Here is a 12,584-nt window from a genome sequence, read left to right on the forward strand (position 1 = left end):
ACACGCGCCCGGCGGCCTGAAGGCGGGCCCGGCCGGCCGCATTCACCTCGGCCATCGCCACGCCGTTAGGCGCGGGGAGCCGAACGACGTAGCCGCGCGCATGTCGGACGCCGTGCCGGCAACGACCGGACACGATTGGGGCAATGCCTGCCCGAACAGCACGGCCAGCCCGCAGGCGGACGTGAACATGCCGAGGCCGTCATGCCCGACGCCCGGCACTTCGACGACCTGCTGCGCGAGATCGTCAGGATGCCGCTTCTTCAGATAGTCGAAATACGCGAGCCCGCGTGCGAGCCGGTACGGGCCTTGCGCCATGGCCGCGCATGAGCGGTCGATGAAGTGGGTGTAAGGGTTCGTGTCGGCCTGGCCGAGCAGGTACACGACATGACGTGCGACATAGCGTGTTTCAAGATCGCGCACGTCCTGCGACGCAACGTAAGGCGGGGCCGACTTCAGCCCGTATTTCCACTGGGTCGCGCTCGAGCAGGTTCCGTCTGCGATCGCCTGGCCGTCCGGCCGTTCGTCGTCGAAATACAGGTAGCTCGACGGGTTCGCGACCACATAGCGCACCGCGATGCCAGCCCGCTCCAGCGCATCGCCTTCATGGCCGGCCACCGCGTAACGCTGCAGCAACTGCGCGCCGGCGGAATGGCCGATCACGACCACGGTCGACAACGCGGGATACAGGCCGCGGTCGGCGAAATGCGCGAGCAGTGCATCGAGTGCGGTGAACGAACTGATCGGGGCTGGCTGCCGGGCCGGTTCGCCGCCCTTCCATCCTTCCTGGGTCCATGCGAGCGTCGGCGCGAGCAGCGAAAATGCACGCGTATCGGCGCGCGTCAGGAATTGCGGTGCGACGACCATCGTGCCCTGGCCCGCCGCACCGGCCTTCTCGACGACCTTGAGCCCCGATGCGTAATAAGCGTCGGCATTGCGCAGCGTGCCGTGAATCACGATGAACACACGCGTGACGTCGGGTGCCGCCTTGTCGACGGGATGGTCGGCGTAGACGGGCAACATCGCGCTGCCCTGCGGCGTGTCGACGGTCAGGCGCTGGTCGGCGACTGCCTTCACCGGCGCTTCCAGACGTTCGCGCTGGGTGGGCGTGACGGCTTCGGCCGGACGCGCGCCACCCAGGACGCCGATGGCTGCCGCGAACGGAATCGCGAACGCCAGGGTCCGGGCGGCCGGCAACACACGTGAGCGCCGGATGCTTGCAAAGGCAACGGAAATGAGTGACATGGCGACGGATCGAGTGGCGGATATGACTTCAACGGCGATGGTCGCAGAATCCGTCGCGCGCTGCCGGCCCGTTGCGTAATACGGCTCAGTCGGCCGGCTCGGAAACCCGCCCGGCGTCGGCGCGGGTTTCATGCGCATCGCGGCGCGGCGTGTTCCGGCCCCCTGCCGCCGGTGGCTCGTCGCCCGCTGCCACGGCGAGCAACGGGCGCTCGGGATGGACGAACAGCCACAGCACCGCGCCGCAAGCGGCCGCGGCACCGATCACGAACATCCCGCTGCCCCAGCTGCCTGTGACCTTGACGACGAGCGCGAGCGCCATCGGGCCCGCGACGTTCGACAACGCGCCCCACACGTTGGTCCAGCCCGACATCACGCCGGCGAACGGCCGCCCGAGATCCTGCGCGGCCGACCAGACGACGACCTGCACGAACCCGACGGCCGCGAACGACAGGCACAGCAGCGCGATCACCGCGGCCATCGCCTCCGCGCGGGACGCGGCGACCAGCGCCAGCGCGCTCACGACGAATCCCGCAACCGCGACCGGCGTGCGTGCCCAGTAGATCGAATCCGTCTTCTTCAGCAACCGGTCGCTGACGGTGCCGGCGACGAATACCGCCACGAACACGGCAACCCACGGCAGCGATGCGACCATCCCCATCGCCTTCAGCGACAGTCCGCGCGCACGCATCAGGTAGGTCGGCAGCCACACCGTGTAGAAGCTCTGGATCAGGACGAGCAGGAAATACTGAATGCCGAAGATCCAGAAGCGTCCCAATCGCAGGCAATGCATGAGCGAACCCGACACGGCGGTGTGGCCGGGTGGCTGGCCGGCCGCGATGTAGTCCGCCTCGGCCTGCGTGATGAACGGATGCGACGCCGGCGCATCGCGGTAACCGAACCACCAGATCGCACCCAGCAGCAGGCCGAGCGCGCCGAATCCGTAGAAGACGGCATGCCAGCCGAAATGGACGATCGTCCATGCCGTGAGCGGCGCCGACACGATCGGGCCCAGATACAGTCCCGCGAGCAGCGCCGCGTTGCCTTTTGCGCGCTCGCCGGCCGGAAACCAGCGCTTGAGCGCGACGACGCTGCTCGACCAGTCGGCCGACTGCGCGCCGCCGAGCACCAGCCGGCAACCGAACAGCCAGGCAAACGCATTGCCGAACGGCGTGACGATCATCATCAGCGACCACAGCGTGCTCGTGCCGAACAGCACGCCGCGCGAGCCGAAGCGTTCGGCCGCGCGCCCCGCCGGAATCTGGCCGATTGCATAGGCCCAGAAGTAAATCGTCAGGATCATCGACATCTCGACGATCGACAGGCCGAGTTCGCCCTGGATCGTCGGTGCGGCCACGGCCATCGCCGCACGATCGAGCGTCATCACGAAGGTCAGCGGCGCGAGCAGAAACGCGACGATCTTCCAGCGGAGATGGTTCACGTGGCGCGGCATCGTGCGGCTCCCGAATCCGGCGTCAGGCATCGTGCGGGCCGCCCGCGTGGCCCGGATCGCGCTGCATGTGCTGCACGATCGCGGCCAGGTCGCCGATATGCGTCGCGACCGCCTGCTTGCCCGCACGCGCCCATTCGTCGAATGACGTCATCCCGCTTACCGCGCCGACGAACGCCACGCCGGCGCGCTCGGCCGCCTGTGCGTCCACTGCGTGGTCGCCGACATAGACCGCAGCGTGTGCCGGCAGATCGAGCCGCGCCAGTGCCTGCACGAGCCCTTCGGGATCCGGCTTGTGACGCTGCACGTCTTCCCCGCCGATCAGCACGTCGACGAGTGACTGCAACCCGTTACGCTCGAGAATCGCCTCGATCCGGTAGCGAAACTTCGACGACACGATCGCGACGGCGAGCCCTTGCGCCCGCAACCAGGCAAACAGCGGCGGCACCTCGGGATAGATGCGGGTACCGGGCACCATGATCGCGTCGGCACGCGCCACGAAATGCCGCGCGAACGCGTCGGTCCGCGCCGGTTCGGTTTCGCCCGTCAACGCGTGGAACATCTGCGGCAGTGTCAGCCCGATCACCGCACCGATCTGCGCAGGTGTCGCGCCGGCTGCACCAAGCCGATGCAACGCGTATTCCGTGCATTCGATGATCGCCGCGGACGAATCCGCCAGCGTCAGGTCGAAGTCGAATATGACGGCACGCACACGCATGAAAGGACTCCTCAGGCAAACATGGACCATGCCCGACGCATGACCTGGAATGACGTTGCGATGCGGGCCCGCGCACGGAGCGATCAGCGTGGCTGACCGGATTGCTCGCGATCGGCCGCGTCCAGCCCGTCCGGATCGCGCTTCGCCCATTGTCTTGCCCACCCCAGCAACGGCTGCAGCGCCGCTTCGAGCCGCCGGCCTTCGGCCGTCATGCAGTAGCCGCCCTCGCCATGCTCGACGAGGCCCGACGCCTTGAGCTCGGCCAGCCGCGTGTTGAGCAGGCGCGCGTTCGTTTCGCAGGCTTCCTGCAGTGCGCGGAACGTGAGCGGCTCGCCGCGCAGTTCCCACAGGATGCGCAACGCAGTGCGCCGCCCGAGCAAATCCAGCACGACCATGATGGGTCGTCCCGTCTTCGATCCGCGAACGCGCTGTCCGATTTTTGGTGTGGTCATGCTGTACTTTTTAAAGCAATCGCCAGACGGCGTCAATTGCTTGAATCGCACCTCTACCCTGCTTTACTTTTTAAAGCACCAAGCCTACGCTTCCACGCATGCATCGTCTCAGGCACGAGGCTCACATGACTCAGCGCATTGCATCCGCATCACCACCGTTCGAACCCCACATCGCGGCCGCGATCGAGCGGATCATGCAGGGCCGTCCACCGCTGCGACGGACGTCTTAAATCAATCACGGCCGAGTCGCGGCGGATCGATGTAGCGCTCGGCCGAGATGCCGTACTTAGCAAAGGCAGCCAAGTTGAACGTCCGTTCTGGAAGAGTGACGTACCTGCGGTTCACGCCTTCGTGATAACTATCCAACTTCCGAGCCGAAGCCCGGAAGTGACGTGAAGCGAAACTGACCGAAAGGAAGCCCTTGGCGTGCGGGCGCCACTTGCTTGCAAGGTCACCTGACGGCAGACCAGTTGAGAACTGCTGGACGCTTTTGCAGTCGCCAGGTGTTCCCTGGGCCCAAAACGTCAATCGCCCCGCCTCTTGATACCGCCGGTCAACAATGAGATCGCGGTACGCAGTCGATCGTCGATGTGATCGACATCCAGTCAAAGGCTATCGGGGGCGCCACATCAGGCTGATAACGCCATTCATCATTGCCCACAACGCCGTCGAGGCGTGCTCCGGCCCGACGTCTGCAAGCACCCACCCTTCGTCGATACCGCGGCTGATCAATGCGGCCAATTTGGCGTTTTGCTGTCCGATCAGGGCAGCAATGCTGCGCGAGCGCTTCCGGCTCATTCGGTGGCTCGACAAGGATACGGAATTGATGCGGGCGCGCCTTGGCGAACCGCGCGTACGCAGTTGCCATACAACGTAGTTTCGTCTTCACATCGCCATCGGATGCATAGGCCGCGTCCATGTACTCGCGGTTTTCTTCCAACGCGCGCTCCGCCACGGCAATGAGCAACGCGGAACGGCCACCTACACGGTTGTTGAGCCACCCGTGCAGTCGACGCCAAGTTCATCCGTGCTCCGCTCTTCATCGGGTGTCATCCACGGGGAAAGCGCCAGAATCAGGTCATTCAGCCTGCCGCCATTAAGTGGATTTTCGCCCCGATCAGAAAGCATTTGAAAGGAAATACTTTCCCCAAGTGCGACCCTTTTTCCCTGTCGACAGCTATCAACCCCATTGCCAGCAGTGCTTTCAATCATATCGTCAACTTCCGATATAAGATTCGCCCATCGACGATACCTTGTTGCCCGACCGAAACGCCACACCCCTTCATGCCAACCGAACTCGACATCGACGCGATCCTGAAAGCGCTCTCGAACCCCGTGCGCCGGGAAATCCTCAACTGGCTGAAAACGCCGGGCGAGCATTTCCCGAACCAGACGCTGCCGTACGAACACGGCGTCTGCGCGGGCCAGATCGACGCGCGCTGCGGGCTGTCGCAGTCGACCGTTTCCGCGCACCTCGCGACGCTCCAGCGCGCGGGGCTCGTGACGTCGACACGGATCGGCCAGTGGGCGTTCTTTCAGCGCAACGAGGCCGTCATCGACGCATTTCACGACGCCCTGCGCCGCGAACTCTAGTCAACACGGCCGAACCGGCCATGCGGAGCGCTGTCGCCCATGACGCGACGGTTTCCCGCCTTTCGTGAAGAGGTTATTTGCCATGCCCACCCTGTTCGATCCCGTCACCCTCGGCGACCTGACCCTGCCGAACCGCATCGTGATGGCGCCGCTCACCCGCTCCCGTGCCGGTGCGACGCGCGTGCCGAACGCACTGATGGCCCGCTACTACGCCGAGCGCGCGACGGCCGGCCTGATCATTACCGAGGCAACGTCGGTCACACCGCAAGGCGTCGGCTACGCCGATACCCCCGGCATCTGGTCCGACGAGCAGGTCGAGGGCTGGAAACAGGTGACGCAGGCCGTGCATGCGGCCGGTGGTCGCATCGTGCTGCAACTCTGGCACGTCGGCCGGATCTCCGACCCGGTGTTCCTGAACGGCGACCTGCCGGTCGCGCCGAGCGCGATCGCCGCGGGCGGCCACGTGAGCCTCGTGCGTCCGCAGCGTCCGTACGTGACGCCGCGCGCACTCGAGCTCGACGAAATCCCGGGCATCGTCGCCGCGTACCGCAAGGGGGCACAGAACGCGAAAGCGGCCGGCTTCGACGGTGTCGAGATCCACGGCGCGAACGGCTACCTGCTCGACCAGTTCCTGCAGGACAGCACCAACCACCGCACCGATGCGTACGGCGGCCCGATCGAGAACCGTGCACGCCTGTTGCTCGAAGTGGTCGATGCGGCGATCGACGTGTGGGGCGCCGGCCGCGTCGGCGTGCACCTTGCCCCGCGCGGCGACGCGCACACGATGGGCGATTCCGATCCGGCGGCAACGTTCGGTTATGTCGCGCGCGAACTCGGCCGTCGCAAGATCGCGTTCATCTTCACGCGTGAGTCGTATTCGGGCGACCATCTGAGCCCGCGCCTGAAGGAAGCGTTCGGCGGCCCGCTGATCGCGAACGAGCAGTTCACGCTCGACACCGCACAGGCCGCGCTCGCAAGCGGCAACGCCGACGCGATCGCATGGGGCAAGCTGTTCATCGCGAACCCCGACCTGCCGCGCCGCCTCGAACTTGGCGCACCGCTCAACAAGCCGGTGCCGGAAACGTTCTACGCGGAAGGCGAAACGGGTTATACCGATTACCCGGCGCTGAGCGACGCGGCCTGACGGCCCGGCAGCGCGTGTTCAGCGGCGCACGTCCGCCCGCATGAACACGCGCTGCGTCTCGTCGAGCCCGAGCGCGACGTGGTGCGCGCGGATCGCGCGCAGCGTGTCGTCGAGCGTGGCGTCGTCGACGATGCTGAAACCGAGGCGCGCGTAGTACGGCGCATTCCACGGCGCGTCGCGAAACGTCGACAGCACGATCTCCGCGATCCCCTCCTGCGCCGCGCGCGCCGTCACCTGTTCGATCAGGCGCGCGCCGATCCGCTGTCCAGCGTGCGACGGCGCAACATCCAGTTCTTCCAGGTAAAGCCGCTGCGCATCGAGCAGCCGGTAGAACGCAAATCCGACGCACGCCCCCTGCTCATCGACCGCCACATACGCGCGACCATCGTCGATGCGCACGAGCACGGCCGCCGCATCGGTCGGCTCTCCCTCGGCGATGCGGGTCATGCCGATTTCGCGGAACCGCTGCGCGGCGGCGACTTCGACGGCGGCCATCGCGGCCGCGTCTTCCCGCGTGGCGGGACGGATCAGGATCGATGCAGTCATCACGGCAATTCAGGCAGGCAGTCTGGAACGGCCGTCACTATAATCGAAACCTCATACGTTTCGAACGCCCCCCACGAGGTTCGTCATGGCTTTGTCCGCGCTCGCCGTCTTCGCCGTCACCCTGCTCGTCACCGCCGGCACGCCCGGGCCGAGCGTCGCCGCGCTGGTCGCGCGCGTGCTGACGAACGGCGTGCGGGACGTGCTGCCGTTCCTCGCGGCCATGTGGCTCGGCGAAGCGCTGTGGCTCACGCTCGCGGTCGCGGGGCTGTCCGCGTTCGCGCGCACGTTCGCTGCCGGGCTGATCGTGCTGAAGCTGCTCGGCGTCGCGTACCTGCTGTTCCTCGCGTGGAAGATGTGGACCGCGCCGACCGCGACCGGCGACGACGACCTGCCGCGCGGCCAGTCGCCGTGGCGCATGTTCGTCGCGGGAATGCTCGTTACGCTCGGCAATCCGAAGATCATGGTGTTCTATCTCGCGCTGCTGCCGACGATCGTCGATCTCTCGCACGTCGGTGTCACTGCGTGGGCCGAGCTGGTCGGCACGATGCTCGCGGTCCTGATCCTTGCCGACTGCTTCTGGTCGCTGCTGGCATCACGCGCACGAGCGTTCCTGACGTCGGCGCGCGCGAAGCGATTCGCCAACCGCACGAGCGCGACCGCGATGGCCGGTGCGGCGGTGATGATCGCGACGCGCTGAGCGCCTCCGTCCGGCGCACGTCGCGCCGCGCCCCATCCATTGCCCCGGGGAATCGACATGAAGACCTGGCTCTCGGCTGCCCTGCTCTGTCTTTCCGCCACGGTCGCACATGCGGCCGGCCTCAAGTTCGTCACCATCCCTGCCGACGCGGCCGGCCCCGAGTTGCGCGCGGTCATCTGGACGCCGTGCGCGGCGCCCGCGCAGTCGCTCACGATCGGCCCGTTCCTGCTGAAAGGGCAACGCAACTGCCCGACCGTCGGCGACAAGCTGCCGCTCATCGTGATTTCGCACGGCCACGCCGGCACGTACTTCGGGCATCACGACCTCGCCGAAACGCTCGCCGACGCGGGCTACGTCGTCGCGGCGATCAACCATCCCGGCGACACGCATACCGACATGAGCCGCGCGGCCGACCTGCGCGAGTTGGTCGAGCGGCCGGAGGACATCAAGCGCCTGGTCGACTACATGCTGGCCAACGGGCCCGACGCCGCGCATGTCGATCCTGCCCGGATCGGCTTCTTCGGTTTTTCGCGCGGCGGCTATACGGGCCTCGTGCTGGCCGGCGCCAATCCGGATTTCGTCCACGCGCACGTGGCCTGCCCGGACCCGACCTGGCTGATCTGCAAGCAGATCCGCGATCATGACCTGCCGCGCCAGCCGCTGACGCACGATCCGCGGATCAAGGCCTACGTGATCGCCGACCCGCTGAACGAATTCCCGACCGCCGATACGCCGAAGGACGTGCACGCGCCGATCCAGCTGTGGGGTTCCGAAGCGGGCGGCGACGGCGTGGAGCCGAAAACGGTCCCCGCGCTGGCCGGCATGCTGCCGCAACGGCCGGAATTCCACGTCGTGCCGAATTCCGCGCATTTCGCGTTTCTCGCGCCGTGCTCCGACCAACTGGCGCAGGTCTCGCCTGAAGTCTGTACCGATGCGAAGGGATTCGATCGCGCGGCCTTCCACGAAACGCTCGATGCAAAGGCGCTCGCGTTCTTCAGCGCGAATCTGCGCTAACAGCGAAACGTCTTGCGCCAGACGCCCGGCGCCGGCACATGGTCGTTGCACGCGATCAGCGCGCGCACCAGCGCCCAGTCGTCGTCATCGCAGAAGTCGAGCAGCATCGTGCCATACGGGCCGGGCTGCTCGCGCAGCCGCTCGGCCAGCCGCGCATGAATGCCCCGCACCCTGCCGTCGCCGTGCGCGACCACCGACGGATTCGCGCCCATCCCGGTCCCGCTGCAGAAGTTGATCGCCCAGCGGCCGCTGTCCGGCGACGGCAGGTCCGTCAGCAGCGTGTCGATCGCGCGCCACTTCCAGCCGATCGACGCGGCCACCGGCACGCGGTATTCGTCCTGGATCACGAATGCGCCGTCGGGATGATCGATCGTGAAGGTCGCGTTGTCGGGCCACGCGGTCAGGTCGATGCCGAGCGGCCGGCTGCTGCGAAAACGCCGCAGCAGCACGATCGCGCCGCGCACGTCGCCGAGCGTGGGCAGCGTGCCGCCGGCATGCCAGCGCAGACGCGGATGCCGCGCACGATGCGCGTCGAACGTCGCATCGAAACTGCGCGTGCACGCGTGGGCCGGCCATTCATCCTTCACCGACATTACGATGCATTCGCGCGGATGCGCTTCGAGAAAACGCGCACAGGTTGCCAGCACGTCGTCTAACGTCATGCCAAGCGCGATACCGCCGTGATGGATGTCGAACGCATCGCACACGTGCCGGCAGCGGATGTCGAGCAGCCGCACGCCATGCGCGAGCTGGGCATCGAGCGGCGCACGCTGGGTGCGCACGAGCCCGTCGTCGACGGTATACGCACAGGTGTCATGGCTGCCCGGTAGGGTCAGCGTATGCAGCAGTCGCGCATCGTCGAGCGCCGACATCCAGTCGGCGGGCGGCGTGCACGTATCGTGGCTCGAAGGGATCATGAATCGATGAATGACAAGGAAAGAAAGCCGTGGGTCACGGCGTCGGATGTCGCGGCGCGCGCCGGCGTGTCGCGCTCCGCGGTGTCGCGCGCGTTCTCGCCGACAGCGAGTATCGCCCCGCAGACGCGTGAACGCGTGATGGTCGCCGCGCGCGCGCTCGGCTACCAGGTCAACCTGATCGCGCGCGACATGATCACGCAGCGGAGCAGCATGATCGGCGTCGTGACGGCCGGGTTCGAGAATCCGTTTCGCGCACGGCTGCTGTCGGACCTGATGGCCGCGCTCGGGCAGCGCGCGCTCACGCCGCTCGTGACCAATGCGGAAGATCCGCGCCAGGTCCGGCAATCGCTCGAACAGTTGCTCAGCTACCGGATCGCGGGCCTCGTGATGACGTCCGCATCGCCGCCGCTGTCGGTGGCGCAGCAGTATCTCGAGCACCGGATTCCGGTCGTGATGATCAACCGCGAGGCGAACCTGCCGGGCGCTGACATCGTCGTCAGCGACAACGCGGCGGGCGCCGTTCATGCGGCGCAGCGGCTCGTGCGGGCCGGCGCGCGCCGGCTGGCGTTCGTCGGGCCGCGCGGCGCGAGCTACAGCGCACAGTCGCGTGCTACCGCGTTCGAGCAAGCGATCGGGTGCGGCGATGCATTCGACGCGACACTCGCACACGTGCTGGACACGCCGTCCGACACCCACGCAAGCGGCGTCGCAGCCGCACGGCAATTGTTCGCGAACGGCAAGCGGCCCGACGGCGTGTTCTGCTCGTCGGACCTGCTCGCGCTCGGCGTGATCGACGTGGCGCGCAGCGAATTCGGGCTGCGCGTACCGGACGACGTGCGCGTGATCGGCTTCGACGACATCCCGGCCGCCGAATACGACGCGTATCGGCTCACGACGCTGCGGCAGGACACGCGCGGCCTCGCGTACGCGGCGATCGATCTGCTCGCCGACCGGATGCAGACGTTCGACGGCCCGTCGCGCACGCGCATCGTGCCGGTCACGCAGGTGGTGCGGGCCAGCTGCGCATAACCAGGGGAAATCGGGCGCGGCAGCGCCGCGCGTCACTTCAGCCCGCCCGCGAACCCGCGCAACAGGTAGCGCTGCACATAGCCGGCCACGGCCAGCGTGGGCAGCGACGCCATCAGCCCCGCGCTCATCAGGTCGCCCCAGTCAATGCCGTTCTCCGTCACGTAGCCGGCAATCGCGAGCGGCAGCGTGAAGCGGCTCGGCGTCGACACGAACAGCAGCGCGATCAGGAATTCGTTCCACGCGGCGATGAACACGAAGATCGCGGTTGCGATCAGCCCCGGCGCGCACAGCGGCAGCACGATCTGTACGAGGCGTCGAGCAAGCCCCGCGCCGTCGATGCAGGCGGCTTCCTCGTATTCGATCGGCACGTCGCGCACGAACGCGAGCAGCATCCAGATCGCCATCGGCAGCGCGTAGATCTGGTACGCGAGCATCAGGCCGAGCGTCGAATCGAGCAGGTGCAGCCGCTTCGCGAGCGCGAACAGCGGCACCGCGATCGTGATCGGCGGCATCAGCTTCAACGCGAGCACGAGCACCAGGAACAGCAGGTCGAGCCGCGCCGGAAACCGCAATCGCACGAGCGCGTACGCGGCCGGAAACGCGAGCGCCAGCGCGAGCAGCGTCGTGCCGAAGCCGACCAGCAGCGAATTGAACAGCGGCGCGCCGATGCCGTTGGACCACACCGAGGCGAAATGCTCGAAGGTCGGCGCGGCCGGCCAGATCCGCAACGGATGATCGAGCCGTTCGAGTGTCGGCATGAACGCCGCGCCAGCCATCCACAGGCACGGCAGCAGCAACAGCGCGAGCGCGGCGATGCGCAATGCCCACGGCATCGCGCGGCCGAATGCGGCGCCCGTTCGCGCGCCCGTGATGCGAGCGGGTTGCGCCGTCATGCGCGCCGCTTGCGAACCGTCTGCCATACGTACCCCGAGACCAGCAGCGCGGACGCCGCGAGCATCAGCACCGACGCGGCGCTCGCCGGGCCGACGTTGAAGAAGCGGAAGCCCGTATCGTAGATGTAGGTCGACAGCGTCTGCGTCGCGTTGCCGGGGCCACCGCCCGTCAGCGCATAGACCTTGTCGAACAGCTTGAACGTGTCGATCGAACGCAGCAGCAACGCGAGGCCGATCTGCGGCGCCGCGAGCGGCAGCGTGATGTCGCGCAGGCACTGCCATTCGCTCGCGCCGTCGGTGCGCGCGGCTTCGTACAGTTCCTGAGGGATCGACTGCAGCCCGGCGAGCACGATCAGGAACGCCATCGGCGTCCACTGCCACACGTCGACGAGCGCGAGCGACCACAGCGCGAGATGCGGATCGGACAGCCAGCGCACACCTTCGACGCCGAACGCCGCGAGCAGCGCGTTCAGGAAGCCGTCGAAGTTCAGCCAGTTGCGCCAGATCGCCGAGCACACGAGCGTGGACAGCATCATCGGCAGGATCGCGAGCGGCAGCGCGATGCGCCGCCCCGGAAACGCGCGCACGAACAGCAGCGCGAGGCCGAAGCCCAGCGCGACTTCGGCGAGCGACGCGACGATCGTGAAGCGCAGCGTGTTGCCGAAGCCGGCCGTGAACGCGTCGTCGCCGAGCACCGCACGATAGTTCGCGAGCCCGGCAAACGCGCGCCGGCCGGCCGAGTAGTCGACCCGGCAGAACGAATCGATCAGCACCTGCGCGACCGGATACAGCGCGAGCGCGGCGAGCACCAGCAGCGCGGGCCCGAGCAGTGCGACGAACGGCAGGCTGCGGCCGAAGGCTTTCATGCGCTGTGTTCCGGCGAGGGTTCGAG

The 12,584-nt window shown here is 67.2% G+C and carries 14 protein-coding genes; 5 read left to right on the forward strand and 9 right to left on the reverse strand.

The annotated features are described in order from the left end of the window. Positions 1-42: 42 nt before the first annotated feature. The 5 genes from C5O79_RS27080 to C5O79_RS38680 form a co-directional block, all read right to left on the reverse strand. On the reverse strand, positions 43-1,242 hold the full coding sequence (locus C5O79_RS27080) for an alpha/beta fold hydrolase (RefSeq protein WP_131931896.1): 1,200 nt from the start codon (positions 1,240-1,242) through the stop codon (positions 43-45). 85 nt (positions 1,243-1,327) lie between these two features. Then, positions 1,328-2,680, reverse strand: a complete 1,353-nt coding sequence (locus C5O79_RS27085; protein ID WP_205746237.1) for an MFS transporter — start codon at positions 2,678-2,680, stop codon at positions 1,328-1,330. A gap of 34 nt (positions 2,681-2,714) precedes the next feature. Then, positions 2,715-3,407 (reverse strand): HAD-IA family hydrolase, encoded by a 693-nt coding sequence (locus C5O79_RS27090; protein WP_122476305.1) that lies wholly within the window; start codon positions 3,405-3,407, stop codon positions 2,715-2,717. Positions 3,408-3,490: 83 nt separating this feature from the next. After that, positions 3,491-3,802, reverse strand: coding sequence for a winged helix-turn-helix transcriptional regulator (locus C5O79_RS27095; protein ID WP_235442043.1), 312 nt, complete (start codon positions 3,800-3,802; stop codon positions 3,491-3,493). 669 nt (positions 3,803-4,471) lie between these two features. Beyond that, the gene (locus C5O79_RS38680; protein WP_226235498.1) at positions 4,472-4,657 is read right to left on the reverse strand and encodes a hypothetical protein; all 186 of its coding nucleotides are present in this window, start codon (positions 4,655-4,657) and stop codon (positions 4,472-4,474) included. A 486-nt stretch (positions 4,658-5,143) separates the two neighbouring features. Between C5O79_RS38680 and C5O79_RS27110 the strand changes: the two genes are divergently transcribed. Both C5O79_RS27110 and C5O79_RS27115 read left to right on the forward strand, forming a co-directional pair. Next, entirely contained in the window at positions 5,144-5,452 is a 309-nt protein-coding gene (locus C5O79_RS27110) for a helix-turn-helix transcriptional regulator (RefSeq protein ID WP_011354559.1), read from the forward strand. A gap of 82 nt (positions 5,453-5,534) precedes the next feature. Further along, on the forward strand, positions 5,535-6,596 hold the full coding sequence (locus C5O79_RS27115) for an alkene reductase (RefSeq protein ID WP_046548260.1): 1,062 nt from the start codon (positions 5,535-5,537) through the stop codon (positions 6,594-6,596). Positions 6,597-6,614: 18 nt separating this feature from the next. Here the strand turns inward: C5O79_RS27115 and C5O79_RS27120 are convergent, their stop codons facing one another. Next, entirely contained in the window at positions 6,615-7,142 is a 528-nt protein-coding gene (locus tag C5O79_RS27120) for a GNAT family N-acetyltransferase (RefSeq protein ID WP_122476311.1), read from the reverse strand. Positions 7,143-7,227: 85 nt separating this feature from the next. Here C5O79_RS27120 and C5O79_RS27125 point away from each other — a divergent pair, with 85 nt between their 5' ends. Together C5O79_RS27125 and C5O79_RS27130 are read left to right on the forward strand one after the other, a co-directional pair. Then, positions 7,228-7,839 (forward strand): LysE family translocator, encoded by a 612-nt coding sequence (locus tag C5O79_RS27125; protein ID WP_071332269.1) that lies wholly within the window; start codon positions 7,228-7,230, stop codon positions 7,837-7,839. A 57-nt stretch (positions 7,840-7,896) separates the two neighbouring features. After that, complete coding sequence (locus tag C5O79_RS27130; protein ID WP_122476313.1) at positions 7,897-8,853, forward strand: alpha/beta hydrolase; 957 nt, start codon at positions 7,897-7,899, stop codon at positions 8,851-8,853. On the opposite strand, the gene C5O79_RS27135 is transcribed toward C5O79_RS27130, so the two are convergent. Further along, the gene (locus C5O79_RS27135; protein ID WP_163009032.1) at positions 8,850-9,770 is read right to left on the reverse strand and encodes a phosphatidylinositol-specific phospholipase C; all 921 of its coding nucleotides are present in this window, start codon (positions 9,768-9,770) and stop codon (positions 8,850-8,852) included. The genes C5O79_RS27130 and C5O79_RS27135 overlap by 4 nt on opposite strands. Positions 9,771-9,776: 6 nt before the next feature. On the opposite strand from C5O79_RS27135, the gene C5O79_RS27140 reads away from it, so the two are divergent. Beyond that, the gene (locus tag C5O79_RS27140; RefSeq protein WP_122476315.1) at positions 9,777-10,799 is read left to right on the forward strand and encodes a LacI family DNA-binding transcriptional regulator; all 1,023 of its coding nucleotides are present in this window, start codon (positions 9,777-9,779) and stop codon (positions 10,797-10,799) included. Between the two features lie 32 nt (positions 10,800-10,831). On the opposite strand, the gene C5O79_RS27145 is transcribed toward C5O79_RS27140, so the two are convergent. Further along, positions 10,832-11,692 (reverse strand): carbohydrate ABC transporter permease, encoded by an 861-nt coding sequence (locus tag C5O79_RS27145; protein WP_039344161.1) that lies wholly within the window; start codon positions 11,690-11,692, stop codon positions 10,832-10,834. After that, a complete protein-coding gene (locus C5O79_RS27150) occupies positions 11,689-12,558 on the reverse strand; it encodes a sugar ABC transporter permease (RefSeq protein ID WP_071332264.1) in 870 nt (289 codons plus the stop codon). Before C5O79_RS27150 ends, C5O79_RS27145 begins: the two co-directional genes overlap by 4 nt. Between the last annotated feature and the right edge of the window lie 26 nt (positions 12,559-12,584).

This window comes from Burkholderia sp. SRS-25 (genome assembly GCF_004343765.1).
GTDB classification, from domain to species: Bacteria; Pseudomonadota; Gammaproteobacteria; order Burkholderiales; family Burkholderiaceae; genus Burkholderia; species Burkholderia contaminans.